Source organism: Thioclava sp. NS-SX20 (genome assembly GCF_057380695.1).
The window spans coordinates 82,881-96,839 of the sequence record NZ_JBXXRY010000003.1 but is presented as its reverse complement, the minus strand read 5'-3'; the positions used below and the strand labels follow the sequence as shown (position 1 = coordinate 96,839).

At 61.9% G+C, this 13,959-nt stretch carries 14 protein-coding genes; 8 read left to right on the top strand and 6 right to left on the bottom strand.

Annotation, left to right across the window (positions count from 1 at the left end):
• Positions 1 to 52 precede the first annotated feature (52 nt).
• Positions 53 to 817, bottom strand: coding sequence for an ABC transporter ATP-binding protein (locus tag AC2ISB_RS16155; protein ID WP_339109573.1), 765 nt, complete (start codon positions 815 to 817; stop codon positions 53 to 55).
• 271 nt (positions 818 to 1,088) lie between these two features.
• Between AC2ISB_RS16155 and AC2ISB_RS16150 the strand changes: the two genes are divergently transcribed.
• On the top strand, positions 1,089 to 1,739 hold the full coding sequence (locus AC2ISB_RS16150; RefSeq protein WP_330647166.1) for a TetR family transcriptional regulator C-terminal domain-containing protein: 651 nt from the start codon (positions 1,089 to 1,091) through the stop codon (positions 1,737 to 1,739).
• A 38-nt stretch (positions 1,740 to 1,777) separates the two neighbouring features.
• A complete protein-coding gene (locus tag AC2ISB_RS16145; RefSeq protein ID WP_330647167.1) occupies positions 1,778 to 2,959 on the top strand; it encodes a pyridoxal phosphate-dependent aminotransferase in 1,182 nt (393 codons plus the stop codon).
• 82 nt (positions 2,960 to 3,041) lie between these two features.
• Here the strand turns inward: AC2ISB_RS16145 and AC2ISB_RS16140 are convergent, their stop codons facing one another.
• Both AC2ISB_RS16140 and AC2ISB_RS16135 read right to left on the bottom strand, forming a co-directional pair.
• Positions 3,042 to 4,505: a sodium:solute symporter family protein gene (locus AC2ISB_RS16140; protein ID WP_486577217.1), complete on the bottom strand. Its 1,464-nt coding sequence runs from the start codon at positions 4,503 to 4,505 to the stop codon at positions 3,042 to 3,044.
• Positions 4,502 to 4,696, bottom strand: coding sequence for a hypothetical protein (locus AC2ISB_RS16135; RefSeq protein WP_330647169.1), 195 nt, complete (start codon positions 4,694 to 4,696; stop codon positions 4,502 to 4,504). The genes AC2ISB_RS16140 and AC2ISB_RS16135 overlap by 4 nt, the downstream gene beginning before the upstream one ends.
• A gap of 210 nt (positions 4,697 to 4,906) precedes the next feature.
• Between AC2ISB_RS16135 and AC2ISB_RS16130 the strand changes: the two genes are divergently transcribed.
• Together AC2ISB_RS16130 and AC2ISB_RS16125 are read left to right on the top strand one after the other, a co-directional pair.
• Positions 4,907 to 6,955 (top strand): type VI secretion system Vgr family protein, encoded by a 2,049-nt coding sequence (locus AC2ISB_RS16130; RefSeq protein WP_486577216.1) that lies wholly within the window; start codon positions 4,907 to 4,909, stop codon positions 6,953 to 6,955.
• Positions 6,955 to 7,212: a PAAR domain-containing protein gene (locus AC2ISB_RS16125; protein ID WP_330647171.1), complete on the top strand. Its 258-nt coding sequence runs from the start codon at positions 6,955 to 6,957 to the stop codon at positions 7,210 to 7,212. Before AC2ISB_RS16130 ends, AC2ISB_RS16125 begins: the two co-directional genes overlap by 1 nt.
• A gap of 216 nt (positions 7,213 to 7,428) precedes the next feature.
• On the opposite strand, the gene AC2ISB_RS16120 is transcribed toward AC2ISB_RS16125, so the two are convergent.
• On the bottom strand, positions 7,429 to 7,869 hold the full coding sequence (locus AC2ISB_RS16120; RefSeq protein ID WP_330647172.1) for an Lrp/AsnC family transcriptional regulator: 441 nt from the start codon (positions 7,867 to 7,869) through the stop codon (positions 7,429 to 7,431).
• A 134-nt stretch (positions 7,870 to 8,003) separates the two neighbouring features.
• Here AC2ISB_RS16120 and AC2ISB_RS16115 point away from each other — a divergent pair, with 134 nt between their 5' ends.
• The 4 genes from AC2ISB_RS16115 to pdxY all read left to right on the top strand — a co-directional run bounded on the left by AC2ISB_RS16115 (position 8,004) and on the right by pdxY (position 11,386).
• A complete protein-coding gene (locus tag AC2ISB_RS16115) occupies positions 8,004 to 8,744 on the top strand; it encodes a YqcI/YcgG family protein (protein ID WP_330647173.1) in 741 nt (246 codons plus the stop codon).
• A 4-nt stretch (positions 8,745 to 8,748) separates the two neighbouring features.
• Positions 8,749 to 9,105 carry a cupin domain-containing protein gene (locus tag AC2ISB_RS16110; RefSeq protein ID WP_330647174.1) on the top strand — a complete coding sequence of 119 codons (357 nt, stop codon included), beginning with the start codon at positions 8,749 to 8,751 and terminating at the stop codon, positions 9,103 to 9,105.
• Positions 9,098 to 10,369 (top strand): APC family permease, encoded by a 1,272-nt coding sequence (locus AC2ISB_RS16105; protein WP_330647175.1) that lies wholly within the window; start codon positions 9,098 to 9,100, stop codon positions 10,367 to 10,369. Before AC2ISB_RS16110 ends, AC2ISB_RS16105 begins: the two co-directional genes overlap by 8 nt.
• Before the next feature lie 165 nt (positions 10,370 to 10,534).
• Complete coding sequence (gene pdxY / locus AC2ISB_RS16100) at positions 10,535 to 11,386, top strand: pyridoxal kinase (RefSeq protein ID WP_486577214.1); 852 nt, start codon at positions 10,535 to 10,537, stop codon at positions 11,384 to 11,386.
• A gap of 48 nt (positions 11,387 to 11,434) precedes the next feature.
• On the opposite strand, the gene AC2ISB_RS16095 is transcribed toward pdxY, so the two are convergent.
• Together AC2ISB_RS16095 and AC2ISB_RS16090 are read right to left on the bottom strand one after the other, a co-directional pair.
• Entirely contained in the window at positions 11,435 to 12,901 is a 1,467-nt protein-coding gene (locus AC2ISB_RS16095) for an NAD-dependent succinate-semialdehyde dehydrogenase (RefSeq protein ID WP_486577213.1), read from the bottom strand.
• Position 12,902: 1 nt separating this feature from the next.
• A complete protein-coding gene (locus AC2ISB_RS16090) occupies positions 12,903 to 13,949 on the bottom strand; it encodes a tartrate dehydrogenase (RefSeq protein ID WP_486577211.1) in 1,047 nt (348 codons plus the stop codon).
• Positions 13,950 to 13,959: the final 10 nt, after the last annotated feature.

The following is a 13,959-nucleotide window of genomic DNA, read 5'->3' as shown; positions in this document are numbered from 1 at the left end:
CAGTCCTTTATCGGATGATTCAGGTTGAGGAGAAAACGGCAGCGCCTAGGGCCTAGCTGACCGAGCGAAGAAATTGCTGCAGATGCGGCGATTGCGGCGCCCCGAAGATCTGCTGGGGCGGGCCCTGCTCTTCGATGCGGCCGTCGCGCAGATAGACGACATGGCTTGCGACATCACGGGCAAAGGCCATCTCGTGGGTGACCAGAACCATCGTGCGCTTTTCCTGCGCCAGATCGCGCAGCACGGCCAGCACCTCGCCCACAAGCTCGGGGTCCAGCGCCGACGTCGGCTCGTCGAGCAGCATGGCATGGGGATCAACGGCCAGCACCCGCGCAATCGCCGCGCGCTGCTGTTGGCCCCCCGAAAGCTGCGAGGGCCATGCCTGCAGCTTGTCGCCCAGCCCGACCCGTTCCAGATAGGCAATCGCCCGCGCCTCCGCCTCGTCCCGCGACAGCCCCAGCACATGGATCGGCACTTCGGTCACATTGCCCAGAACGGTGCGGTGCGGCCAGAGGTTGAACGACTGGAAAACCATGCCCAGATGCGCCCGAATCCGCTGCACCTGCTGGCGGTTGGCAGGCTCCATCTCGCCGGAGCGGGTCTTGCGCAGCTCATAGGCCTCGCCCTTGATGCGGATCATCCCCGAGCTGGGCACCTCGAGTAGGTTGATGCAGCGCAGCATCGTGGACTTGCCCGAGCCGGAGCCGCCGATCACCGCGACCACATCGCCGGGATAGGCTTTCAGAGAGACCCCCTTGAGAACCTCAAGCGGGCCGAAGCTTTTGTGCAGATTGTCGATTTCGATGGTCGGGGTCATGATCTACCGGAGAAGTTCTGGCTGCGCCTGTTACGAAAAATTGCGAAGGTGTCTTGTCTTTTGGCCATTACTATACGATCGTATAACAGCATAAGACCCGTCTCAGAAACACGCACTGCCGTAACAGCGCCCCGCCAGAATGGAGATGTCGAACTATGCTCATTTCACAGGCACCCGCACCGCACTACGCACCAATGCTAGGCAGTTTGTTTCTTTCATCGCCCCGTCTTTGGGACTTTCCGCGCGAAAAAGCAACAGAGCGGGCCCCGTTATGAGCCGAAAAACATTCCAGCGCCTGCCAGAAGATGCCCGCCGTCTGGAGCTTCTTGAAGCGACACTGGCCTGTATCGGGGAAGACGGGCTGAATGGTGCCAGCGCCCGCAAAATTGCCGAGCGCGCCGGTGTCACGGCCGGATTGATCCGCCATTATTTCGGCTCGAAAGAGGAAATGCTGCGGGCGGCCTATGCCCATCTGATGACCCAGTTGACCGGTCAGGCCGAGGCGGTGGCGCAAACCCGCGCGCTGACGCCTGCACAGTCTCTGGCCGGTTTCATCTCGGCCAACCTGATGCGCCCGAACCTTTCGGCGCGCAAAGTCTCGCTCTGGTCGACCTTTATCGGGCGGGTCGAGCACGAGCCGGGATATTCGCAGATCCATCGCGCCAGCTATCAGGAATTCCTCGACCTGCTTGCCACGCTGATCCGCGATGCCCGCCATGCCTGTGAGCTGCCCCATGACGCGCCCCTGTGCCATGATCTGGCCATCGCGCTGAACGGGCTGATCGACGGCCTCTGGATCGAGGGGTCTCTGGACCACGGGATTTATGACCCCGAACGCCTGCCCCTGATCGCCCTCCAGGCAGCGGAAGGCCTGCTGCATCTCCCCAAAGACAGTCTGACCCAACATCAAATTGCCTCTTGAGAATGCCTGCCTCCTCGCAGGCTCGAAAGGATTTTTCCATGCGCTACGCTTCGGTGACCGACAGGCTCTATACTCTTGGAAGTGACAAATGGGCGGTGCATTTTGCCGCGCGTGACAGGGTTGCCCAAGGGCAGGACATCCTGGAACTGACCATTGGCGAACCCGATATCGCCCCCGCGCCCGAACTGGTGGAGGAATGCGTGCGCGCCCTCAAGGCAGGCCGGACCCGATATTCGAACGGACGCGGCGAGCCCGATCTGGTCGCCGCGCTGGCCGATCTCTACCGCCCCAGACTGCCCACGATCCGTGACGAGAATATCCTGTGCTTCCCCGGCACCCAGACCGCCCTGTTTGCCGTGATGACTGCGCTGGTGCAAAGCGGCGATGCGGTCTTGCTGGGCGATCCCTATTACGCCACCTATGAAGGGGTGATCCGCTCGACCGGCGCCATAATGCAGCCCGTGCCGCTACAGATGCGGCACGGATTTATCATGCAACCCGAAGATCTGGCCGCCGCGATCACCCCTGAAAGCCGCGTGCTGCTGTTGAACACGCCGCATAACCCGACCGGCGCGGTGCTCGACCGCAACACATTGGAGGCGCTTGGCGCGCTGGCTATTGCGCATGATCTGTGGATTGTCTGCGACGAGGTCTACGAGGCACTGATCTTCGAGGGCGGCTTCGCCTCGCCACTGGAAATCGATGCGCTGCGCGAGCGCACCATCGTGGTGTCCTCGATTTCCAAAAGCCATGCGGCAACCGGCTTCCGCAGCGGCTGGTCCATCGGTCCGGTCGAATTTTCGCGCAGGCTGCTGCCGATCTCGGAAACCATGCTCTTTGGGAACCAGCCCTTCATCGCCGATATGACGACCGCCGCACTGCGCGGCAATCACACCACCAGCGCCCAGCTGCGCACGGCGCTCGGACGACGGGCGCGCATGGTGACACGCATGATCGAAGAGAGCACGGGGCTGTCCTGCCACATGCCCTCGGGCGGCATGTTTGCCATGATCGACGTGTCGCAAACCGGCATGGATGGCGAGGCTTTCGCGTGGCGGCTACTGGACGAAGAGAATGTGGCGGTCATGCCCGGCTCGGCTTTCGGGGCGCAGGGGCGCGATCTGATCCGCGTCGCGCTGACGGTTCCGGATGCGGAACTGGCGGATGCCATCTCGCGCATGGCCGCACTTGCCCGAACCGCCCTAACCGGACAGCCCTGACCGGAGCGGCAAAAGACTGACGCCTTAAGACGGCGCGCGCGTTTCCTTCCGTCCGGAACGCCGCGCCGCCTTGGTGCGGCAGTCAGTCCGAAGACATGGGCAGGAAGCCTTCGGTGGTCGCTGTCGCCTTGGGACGTGTCAGCAGGCTTCCCGCCACAAAGAGCAGGCTGGCCACCGGAAAGCCCAGAACACCGGCATTCAGCCCGAACAGCCGGTTCCCGCTCAGATACATCCACAGCACGAACGCCACCCCGCCCAGAATAGAGAGCAACGCCCCCGTGGCCGTCCCCCTGCGCCAGAAAAACGCACCGATCGTGGCCGGAACCACCACCACCAGCCCCGCAGAGGCCGCAACCGACAGAATGGAGATCATCGAAAGCTGCAAGGTTGCGAAGACCAGCGCCAGCACGGAGATTACCGGAATGACAGCCTTCCCCACCCAGAGCTGGCGGCGTTCGGGCGCGTCGGGGCGCAGATTGCCATAGACGTCACGGGCAAAGATGGAGGAAAGCGTCAGCAGGATGGAATCGATTGTCGAGACCGCCGCGGCGAGAATCCCGACCATCACCACCACCCCCAGCACAGGCGGCACATAGTCCGAGGCCAGCAGGGTCGCGGTCGCCAGATCGGGGGTTGCCAGATCGGGGAACGCCACAAAAGCCGAAAACCCCCACAGGACCGAAACAAGCGTATAGACCAGCCCGAAACACAGAAAAATCAACAGCATCTGTCGCAAGGCCGCCAGAGATTTCGGCATGAACAGACGCTGGCTCACCTGCGGGTTGGAGATCGCGAAGAAGAACCACGGAATGGTCAGCCCCAGAAAGGTCGGGAAGCTGAAAAGACCCGGACCGGGCACCTGCAACATCTGCGGCGCACGGCTGGCGATGGTCTCAAACAGGACCGCGGGGCCGCCGAGTCTGGCCACCACAAGCCCCCCGACCAGCACCGAGGCCACAATCATCACAAGGGCCTGCAGGCTATCGGTCCACATCACGGAACGGATACCGGCGACGAAGGAAAAAACGATGGCCAGAAGCGTGGCCAGCACGACCCCCGCCCCGAACGGGATCGCGCCTTGGGTCATCCCCGACAGCAGATACCCCACCCCCGCAAGCTGCACCGCCGAATAGGGGATCAGGAACCCCAGCGCCGTCAGCCCCGCCGCAACCGCCACCCAGCGCGAACCATAGCGCTTTCCCAGCATTTCGGAGGGGGTGACAAAGGCATGACGGCGGGCCGCTTTCCAGAAGCGCGGCCCGAAGATCGACACCAGCGAGACACCGGCGAAATAGATAATCTCGAAGCCTAGCGCGCCGACCCCGCCCTTATAGGTCAGCCCCGCCAGCCCGACCATCATGAAGGCCGAATAGGTCGTGGCCGAGTAACTGAGCGCCGAGACGACCCCGCCCATCGAGCGGTTGCCCAGAAAATAGCGCGACATCGATTGGCCGCCCTGCGGACCGCGCTGGCGTGACAGATAGGCGACGACCGAAGAGAGCAGGACATAAAGAACCACACCCCACACCACCAGAGACACGGTCATTGCGTATCCTCCTCTTGCGCGGCAAAGCCTGCCGTGGCCACGACATTGAGACCGATCACCGCAAGACCGGCCAGTGCCCAGAACAGGAAGCAGCCATACCATGCAGCGATATCGCCCAACAGAAGGTAGGGGACGCCATAAGAGGCCAGAATGACGAGAGCCGTCAGGAAAAGCGCGAGGGGCCGTGACATGAGTATCCTTGCTTTCGGAAGACCGCAGACATGATTTCGGCGGCAAGATGCGGCATCGCGCGGCAGATGCCAATACGCCTTTACGCCGATGCTGCCGCCCAGCGGCGCGGGCAGAATGGCGGCTTTATGCACACAAGGCCTCACCGGATCTTGAAACCCGCATTATCTTGCCTGTAAGGTAAGCCAAAGTTTTCAGCACTGGCTCTTATTATGTCTGTATTTTTCTCGCAGGATGCCCGTATGGGGCGGCTCACCACGGTTCTCGGCACGGATGAGCTGGTGCTGCAGCGGTTCGATGGGACCGACCATATCAATGCGCTCTATGACTATCAGGTGGACTGTCTGGCCTCTTCGGCGGATGTCGATTTTGACGCGCTGATCGGGACGCATGCAAGCGTTGCGCTTGTCACCCGCGAGGGGAGTGACCAGTATTTCGACGGGATCGTGACCGAGGCCCGCTGGCTGGGCACGGGCGACAACGGGCACAAGTACCGCCTACGCCTTCAGCCGTGGTTCTTCCTGGCCAGCCTTCGCCGCAACCAGCGGATCTTCCATAATAAAACCGTAGTCGAGATCCTGACCGAGCTTTTGGGAAGCTACTCGGATGCGGGCAAGCTGACGGTCAATCTGGCGAACGACTATCCCGAGCTGGAATATACCGTGCAATACCGCGAATCCGATATGGCTTTTGCCACGCGGATGATGGAGCGCCACGGTATCAGCTATCACTTCACCCATTCCGAAGGCGCGCATGAGATGGTGCTCAGCGATGCCGTCGAGGCCCATGCGACCATAGGCGCCGTGCCCTTCAAGCCCGATGATGGCCACCATCAGGCTGATTTCGCGCATTTCTGGGACTGGCATCCGGCGCGGAGGATCACCACCGGCGCGATCCGCCTGACGGATTACAACTTCAAGACCCCCAATGCCGCGATGGAGACCGATCAGATCGGCGATGCCGAGTATGCTCAGGGGCAGATCGAGAGCTTCGACTGGCCCGGCGATTATCTGGCGCAATCGCGTGGGCGCGTTGTGGCGCAGCTGCGCACGCAGGGCGAGCGCGGTCAGGACCGCCGCTATGAAGCGGTGGGCGACATCATCACCCTGCGCGGTGGCACGCGGGTCGATCTGGCGGGCGACACCGTTCCGGGGACTGGTGAGGAATATATCTGCCTTTCCGCAAGCCATTCCTATACTTCGGATAATTACGGCTCGGGCGGGACCGAAGGTGATGGTTACGCCTATTTGGGGCGTTATATCCTCATGCCGTCTTCCGCGCCTCTGGTGCCCGAACTCAAGACCCCGCGCGCCGATGTGAAGGGCCCGCAGACGGCGGTGGTAGTCGGCGATGGCGAGATCGATTGCGACGAATATGGCCGCATTCTGGTGCAGTTCCACTGGGATCTGGATGCCGATTATTCCATGCGCTGCCGTGTCTCGCAAAGCTGGGCCGGCAACGGCTGGGGCGGCATGGTCATCCCGCGGATCGGCATGGAGGTCGTGGTCGAATTCCTCGACGGCGACCCCGACAAGCCGCTGGTCACAGGCTGTGTCTATAACGGCAAGAACGCCGTGCCCTATGACCTGCCCGCCAATAAGACCGTCTCGACCTTCAAATCCGACACCCATCAGGGTTCGGGCTACAATGAATTCCGCTTCGAGGACGAGAAGGACCGCGAAGAGGTCTTCATGCATGCGCAGAAAGACCACAATACAATCATCGAGAATGACGAGAGCCATTCCATCGGCCATGACCGCTCGAAATCGGTGGGTAATGACCAGTCGGAATCGATTGGCCATGACAAGACGATCTCCGTCGGCAATGACCACCGCGAGAATATCGGCAACGATATGTATTACGATGTGGCCCGCAACCAGCAGGAAAACTACGGCAAGGACCACATCCATCGCGTCGGCAATATCCACAAACAATCGATCTATGCCGACCACCTCTATGAGGTAGGCCGCAATTATCAGGGCGAGGTCGCTGGCAAATTCACGCTGGATGTGGGCAGCTCGATCACAAATAACACTGGCAAGCACACGCTAATGGCCTTCGAGAAATTCCAGATCAAGGGTCCGGGGGGCAAGATCACCATCGACGCCTCGGGGATCACGCTGGAAGCCGCCAAGATCAACCTCAAAGGCGCGGTCTCTATGGGCGGGTCTGGCTCGGCTCAAGTGCCGACGCTGCAGATGGCGGCCAAGGAAGGCCTGCCGCTTTGCGAGGAATGCGCCGCCGCCAAGGAGGACAGCTGATGCCACAGGTCGCACGGGTGGGCGATAAACATGTTTGCCCCAAACAGGGTCACGGAACCAATGTGATCGTCTCGGGCGGCACGGCAATGGCGGATGGCAAGCCGATTGCACGGGTGGGCGATAAATGCGCCTGCGGCTGCACCATTGTCACAGGGTCGTCGCAGCAGACCCTTGACGGGCGACCGGTGGCGATTGTCGGCTCCAAAACCTCGGGCGGTGGCACCATCGTTTCCGGCTCGCCCAACCATACCGCCTGACAGAGCGCAAAGCGCGCGCCATCGCCAGAACCTGACGATGCCAGATCAAACGGCCAGATCAAACGGCCAAATCAAACACAGGGGCCGACAGGTGCCCCGTTTCTGTTTGCGATATCCCCCGCGCCAGAAAATCCGGCCCAACATAAACCCTGCCCCGCAACCGCATGAAACATGAAGCTCGTGAAGAGCCGGTGCCGCTGCAGAATGCGCGCGCTTTCAGGTCTTTTCCCGCCACGACTTCAGAATGACAGACGTCGTGACGGTCAGCACCTCGGGATGCCGTGACAAACGGTCACGCAGCTCTTCGAGAATGCTCAGATTGGCCGCCTCCAGCAGAATACGCATGTCGGTATCGCCCGTCAGCGACCATGCCGAGACCACCTCGCTCCAGCGCTGGATCGAGGCGTAGACGATCGAGCAGGTATTGCGCTTGAGTTGCAGATCGAACATCGCCCGCGTGCCGGTGACCGAATCCACCTGCGTCGTGTCCACCTCGATCGTGAAACGGCTGATGACCTTACTCTCGATCAGCTTGTCGACATGATATTTCACCGTCGGGCGCGACAGGCCGACAATATCGGCAATCTCGGTCAGAGACCGGCGACTGTTTTCGCGCAGCAATTCCAAAATCAGGTTCTCTGTCGGACTCAAACGCATCGAAACTCTCCCATTACGTGTCAGGATAACGAGTTTTTCTTCGAAACGAAGAGAGAATTGCGTTTTGAATTGTAGGCGGCGCCACGTCAAGGCGGCCACACTTACCATGTCATTCAACGAAGGGATCATGATTCATGGATTTAGTCTTCAAGAGTAGCGAGGTCACCGAGGCTTTTTCCGGACAAAGCTGGGAAAAGACCGTTTTCTGTGAATTCGACACTGCATTGACAAGCAAGAGCCGCCCCTTCCCCTGTGTCTTCGGCGTCGCCGGTTTCAAAGCGGATCGCCTGCGCTTCGCTTTCCCCGACCCGCTGACACCGGAAACTCTGGCCCCCATCCTGAAATCCTATCTTGCCCAGGCGCGCGGGATCGGCCCGATGACCTCGCTGGTCATCTTTGCCCGTCCCGGTCCGGTTCAGTCCTTCGACCGTTACCGCGAACAGTTCTGGGACCTGCTTGACGGTCTCGTCGCACTGGATGACAGCCCCCAACCCGACGGGGTCTCCCGCAATCTCGATGATCCGACATGGGAGTTCTCCTTTGGCGGCGAACCGATTTTCGTGGTGTGCAACACACCCGCCCATGTCATGCGTCAAAGCCGCCGGGCCAGCAGCTTCATGATCACCTTCCAGCCGCGCTGGGTGTTCAACGGCATCACCGATAGCGACGAGCCGGGGGTCCAGCGTTCGCTCAAGCGCGTGCGCGACCTGTTGGAGGATTACGACCTGATCGCCCCCTCGCCCTCGCTGGGCCATTACGGCGATCCGGCCAACCGCGAATATACACAATATTTCATCGACGATACCAACGAGACCCCCGCCTGCCCGTTCCATCGGCTGGGCGAGGCCCGTCTGCAGCTCGTCAAGGAAGGATAACCCCATGAAAGACCTGACATCGACACCCGAAACCACCGCCACGCCCTCGGTCAAACAGATCGCACTCGCCAAGGCCGATTACTGGTCGATCATCGAAAAGCTCATGCCACAGCAGGGCTGTATCGAGGTCCAGCAGGACGCGCCGGGCAAGGAACATGCATGGCACCAGCACCCGACCGATGAAACGCTTGTGGTGCTGGAAGGACAGGCGCGCTTCTACTGGGAGGGGGGCGAACAGATCTGCGGCGCGGGGGCCGTGATCTCGCTACCGGCGGGGGTGCGCCACGGCTCTGTCGCATTGGACGAGGGCGTGCGCTATCTGATTTCGTTCCATGCCGTCGAGCTTGCCGATCATGGCTGAGCTGAAAAAATCCCTTGGCGTCACGCGCGGCACGGCGATGATGCTCAATATCGTTCTGGGGGCGGGTCTTTTGACGCTGCCGGGACTGGCGGTGCAGGAAGTGGGTAGCTCCGCGACCCTGATCTGGATCGCCTGCGCGGTGGCCGCCGCCCCTCTGCTTTGGGTCTTCGCCATTCTCGGGCGGCGCTACCCCGATGCGGGCGGCATCGCCTCTATCATGGGCCACGCCTTTGGCAAATCCGGCCGGATCTGTGCAACCTTGCTGTTTCTGGGGGCGGTTTCGGTAGGGCTGCCCGCTGTGGCTCTGACCGGCGGGCATTACGTCGCCGCAACCTTTGGCGGCCCCGCGGCAGTATATGCAGGCGCGCTGATCGTGGCCGCTCTGGGGGTCAATTTCCTGTCTGCCGAAATGGCCGGACGGGTCAACACCTTCATCGCCTCTCTGGTTCTGGTCTTCATTCTGGGGCTGGCCATCGTGGGCTATCTGGCCGTGCAACCCGCCTTCGACCTGTCGGCAGCCAGCACACCATCCGCCGATACCGACCTGCGCCATCTGGGCATGGTCTTCATGATGGTGTTCTTCGCCTTTACCGGCTGGGAAGTCAGCGCCAATCTGGGCGGCGAATTCCGCAACCCCAAGCGGGACGTCCCCCGCGCGATGGCGCTTTCCTTCTTTCTGGCGGTGGGGCTCTATCTGGTGCTGGCGCTGGTTGTGGCCAAGGCGGGCGCATTGGGCGCAGGCCCCGCACCTTTCGCGCAGATTTTCGGCCAGTCCTTCGGCCCTGCGGGCCGCATCACCATTGCCGCACTCGCCGTGCTGCTGATCTTTGCCAATCTGTCAGCCGCAATCTGGGCGGTCTCGCGCATGGTCTATTCCGCCGCCCGCGACGGGCTGCTTCCGGCCCCGATTGCCCAGATCCGCAACGACGTGCCGCTGAATGCCGTCATGGTCACGGTCGTCGTGCTGCTGAGCGTGGTCGGTCTGGTCGGCGCGGGTATTCTGGATATGTCGCATCTTCTGGCGGCAGCGGGGCAGAACTTCCTGCTGCTCTATACCGGTGCGGCGGCATCCTTGCTGCGCCTCGAACGCCGCACCGCCTACCGGCTCCTCTCGCTAGGATGTCTCGCGCTGGTCTGCCTGCTGTTCATCGGGCGCGGCGGACAGGGGCTTCTCTATCCTGTCCTGCTGATCGCACTGGGACTGGCAATCTCGTTCTTGCAGAAGGGCGATGCGGCCCTGCGCAACCAGTCCCCTGCGGAATAGGCGGAGCCCGGCCTTCTCCCTGACGGGCACTCCCCCAAACTGGCCGGTCGCAAGACCGGCCTTTTTTCATCGCCGACCGCTGCCCCGCGCCGATTGACCCGCCCGAGCAGGAAGCGTATCGCAAAGATCCCACCACCGATGCCGCCAGCCAACGGACCCCAAGCCATGCCCCATCCGCCTTTCGTGATCTCGATCCAAAGTCAGGTTGTCTTTGGCCATGTCGGCAATTCGGCGGCGGTCTTTCCGATGCAGGCGGCAGGGCTGGAGGTCGCAGCCATCCCGACCGTCGTCTTTTCGAACACCCCCGACTATCCGACCCTGCGCGGACAGGCCCTGCCCGCCGCCTTCTTTGCCGATCTGCTGCGCGGCGCGCAGGAAAGGGGCCTGCCCGAGCGGGCGGATTTCCTTCTGACGGGCTATATCGGTTCGGTCGAGGTGGCGCGGCAAACCGCCGCGTTCATCGCGCAGGCCAAAGCCGACAATCCGGACCTCTTCTATCTCTGCGATCCGGTGCTGGGCGATAGCGGGCCGGGTCTCTACGTGCCGGAAGCCATTGCCGATGTCATGCGCGATCTGCTCCTGCCGCTGGCCGATCTGGCCACCCCCAATCCGTTCGAACTGGCATGGCTGACCGGCCAGCCCTTTACCACGCTGGAGGCACTGGAGCACGCCCGACGCGCGCTTGGCATGGGGTCGGATGCGCGGCTTGTGGTGACCGGCTGCGCCTTGGAGGACACAGCCGATGGCCATATCGAAAGTATCATTCTGGGCCCCGAGCCTCCCAGCCGCCATCCTGTACGCAAACTTCCGATCGCCCTGCCCGGCACGGGGGATCTATTTGCCGCGCTGATCATCGCCGGGCTGGGGCACGACCTGTCGCTTGCACAGGCGGTTGAACAGGCGCAACAGCTTGTGGCAATGGCGCTGTCCCATGCCAAAACGCTGGGGGCGGGCGAGGTCGTGCTGAGCAATCCGGAGTTCCGCAAGGCCCTGCTGACCCTTTCGCAAGACCGCTAGGCCAGAGGCAGACCTCAAGGCCTGCCCTTGGCCGTTCCGCCCGCCAGCTTACAACCCGCCGAAGTGGAAGGCTTTGGTTTCGAGATATTCCTCGATGCCTTCCTGCGCGCCCTCACGCCCCAGACCCGAAGCTTTGACGCCACCAAACGGCGCTTCGGCATGGGAGACCGCACCGGTATTCAGACCCACCAGACCGGTTTCCAGCGCCTCGCCAAAGCGGAAAGCACGGGCCATATCGGTGGTGTAGAAATAGGCGGCCAGACCGAAGGGCGTGCCATTTGCGATCTCCAGTGCCTCTTCCTCGGTCTCGAATTTGAAGACCGGAGCCACAGGACCAAAGGTCTCTTCACCGGCGCATTGCATGTCCAGCGTCGCACCCACCAGAACCGTCGGATCGGCATATTGCGCCGTCAGCGCGCGCTTCTTAGTCGCACGGGTAGCACCTTTGGACAGCGCATCCTCGATATGGCGGTTGATCTTGTCGATTGCGGCCGAATTGATCATCGGGCCGATGGTGGTGTCTTCCGCCGTGCCGGGCCCGACCTTCAGCGCATTTACCTTCTCGGCCAGCTTGGCCACGAAAGCGTCATGGATGCCCGATTGCACCAGCAGACGGTTGGCACAGACGCAGGTCTGGCCGCCATTGCGGAACTTCGAGGCCATAGCGCCTTCGACAGCCGCATCCAGATCGGCGTCGTCGAACACGATGAAGGGCGCATTGCCGCCCAGCTCCAGCGACATCTTCTTCAGCGTCGGCGCGCATTGTTCGGCCAGAAGCGCCCCAACACGGGTCGAGCCAGTGAAGGACAGTTTGCGCACCACGGGGCTTGCGGTCAGCGCACCGCCGATGGCCTCGGGGCGACCGGTCAGGCAGTTCAAAACGCCTGCGGGAATACCCGCACGCTCACCCAGAAGGCACAGCGCCAGCGCCGAATAGGGCGTGAAATCCGAGGGTTTGATAACCATCGTGCAGCCTGCCGCCAGACCCGGTGCCACCTTGCGGGTGATCATCGCGGTCGGGAAGTTCCACGGCGTGATGATCGCGCAGACGCCCACGGGCTCTTTCATCGCGAAGATCTTCTTGCCCTTCACGGGGCTGGGGATGATATGGCCGTTGATGCGACGCGCCTCTTCGGCAAACCAGCGGAGGAAGGACGCGCCATAGACGATCTCTCCCTTGGCCTCGGCCAGCGGCTTGCCCTGTTCGGCGGTCAGGATCAGCGCCAGATCATCGGCATTCTCCAGCATCAGATCATACCACGCCATCAGGATATCGGCGCGCTCGGCATGGGTCTTGGCCTTCCACGACTTCATCGCCTCTGCCGCGGCGGCAATCGCCTCTTCGGTCTCGGCGGCGGTATTGTCGGGCATATGGCCCAGCACATCGCCGGTGGCGGGATTCATCACCGCCATATCGGCCCGCGCGCGCCACTCGCCATTGATCAGCGCGGCCTCTTGGAACAGCTCGGGGTCGCGCAGCTGGGCGCGCAGATCAAAGCTTTCATGCAGGGTCATCTTATGCCTCCAATGCGGCTTTCACCGCTGCGGTAATTTCATCGGTGGTGCTGGCGCTCGGACGGGTGCCGATGCCACGGGCGGTGGCGGCCTCGATGGCGGCCAGAATAGCCTCGGCGGCGGTTTTCTCGCCCAGATGCTCAAGCATCATAGCGCCCGACCAGATCGCGGCAATCGGGTTGGCGATGTTTTGACCCGCGATATCGGGGGCCGAGCCATGCACCGGCTCGAACATCGAGGGTACCGACGGATCGGGGCAGATATTGGCCGAGGCCGCAAAGCCCAAGCCGCCCTGAATGGCCGCACCCAGATCGGTGAGGATATCGCCAAAGAGGTTCGAGGCCACGATCACATCCAGATCCTGCGGTGCCATCACCATCTTGGCGGCCATCGCGTCGATATGCATATGGCTGACGGTCACATCGGGATATTCGGCGGCCAGCTTGTCGGTCATCTCGTCCCAGAACACCATCGAGTATTTCTGGGCGTTGGATTTGGTGACAGAGGTCAGATGCTTGCGCCGCGCACGAGCCTGCTCGAAGCCGAAGCGCAGGATACGTTCGACGCCCTTGCGGGTGAAGATCGAGACCTCGGTCGCCACCTCATTGTCCTGCCCCTGATGCACGCGGCCACCGGCTCCGGCATATTCGCCCTCGGTATTCTCGCGGATGCACAGGATATCGAACCCTTCGGATTTCAGCGGGCCTTCCACACCCGGCAACAGGCGGTGCGGGCGGATATTGGCATATTGGGTGAACGCCTTGCGGATCGGCAGCAAAAGCCCGTGCAAAGACACCGAATCCGGCACGGTCTTCGGCCAACCCACGGCGCCCAGATAGATGGCATCGAAGGGACGCAGCTGTTCGATCCCGTCCTCGGGCATCATCTTGCCGGTCTCGACGTAATATTCACAGGACCACGGGAAGGTGGTGGGCTTCAGCGCAAAACCGAATTTGGCCGCAGCCACATCCAGAACTTCCATCGTCGCATGGGTCACATCAACGCCAATCCCGTCACCGGGGATAAGGGCGAGCGTATAGGTCTTCATCTTTACTCCT

Bases quoted from the DNA above. Each gene is read 5' to 3' on its own strand.
- AC2ISB_RS16155 (WP_339109573.1), bottom strand. From the start codon at position 817: ATGACCCCGACCATCGAAATCGACAATCTGCACAAAAGCTTCGGCCCG.
- AC2ISB_RS16150 (WP_330647166.1), top strand. From the start codon at position 1,089: ATGAGCCGAAAAACATTCCAGCGCCTGCCAGAAGATGCCCGCCGTCTG.
- AC2ISB_RS16145 (WP_330647167.1), top strand. From the start codon at position 1,778: ATGCGCTACGCTTCGGTGACCGACAGGCTCTATACTCTTGGAAGTGAC.
- AC2ISB_RS16140 (WP_486577217.1), bottom strand. From the start codon at position 4,505: ATGACCGTGTCTCTGGTGGTGTGGGGTGTGGTTCTTTATGTCCTGCTC.
- AC2ISB_RS16135 (WP_330647169.1), bottom strand. From the start codon at position 4,696: ATGTCACGGCCCCTCGCGCTTTTCCTGACGGCTCTCGTCATTCTGGCC.
- AC2ISB_RS16130 (WP_486577216.1), top strand. From the start codon at position 4,907: ATGTCTGTATTTTTCTCGCAGGATGCCCGTATGGGGCGGCTCACCACG.
- AC2ISB_RS16125 (WP_330647171.1), top strand. From the start codon at position 6,955: ATGCCACAGGTCGCACGGGTGGGCGATAAACATGTTTGCCCCAAACAG.
- AC2ISB_RS16120 (WP_330647172.1), bottom strand. From the start codon at position 7,869: ATGCGTTTGAGTCCGACAGAGAACCTGATTTTGGAATTGCTGCGCGAA.
- AC2ISB_RS16115 (WP_330647173.1), top strand. From the start codon at position 8,004: ATGGATTTAGTCTTCAAGAGTAGCGAGGTCACCGAGGCTTTTTCCGGA.
- AC2ISB_RS16110 (WP_330647174.1), top strand. From the start codon at position 8,749: ATGAAAGACCTGACATCGACACCCGAAACCACCGCCACGCCCTCGGTC.
- AC2ISB_RS16105 (WP_330647175.1), top strand. From the start codon at position 9,098: ATGGCTGAGCTGAAAAAATCCCTTGGCGTCACGCGCGGCACGGCGATG.
- pdxY (WP_486577214.1), top strand. From the start codon at position 10,535: ATGCCCCATCCGCCTTTCGTGATCTCGATCCAAAGTCAGGTTGTCTTT.
- AC2ISB_RS16095 (WP_486577213.1), bottom strand. From the start codon at position 12,901: ATGACCCTGCATGAAAGCTTTGATCTGCGCGCCCAGCTGCGCGACCCC.
- AC2ISB_RS16090 (WP_486577211.1), bottom strand. From the start codon at position 13,949: ATGAAGACCTATACGCTCGCCCTTATCCCCGGTGACGGGATTGGCGTT.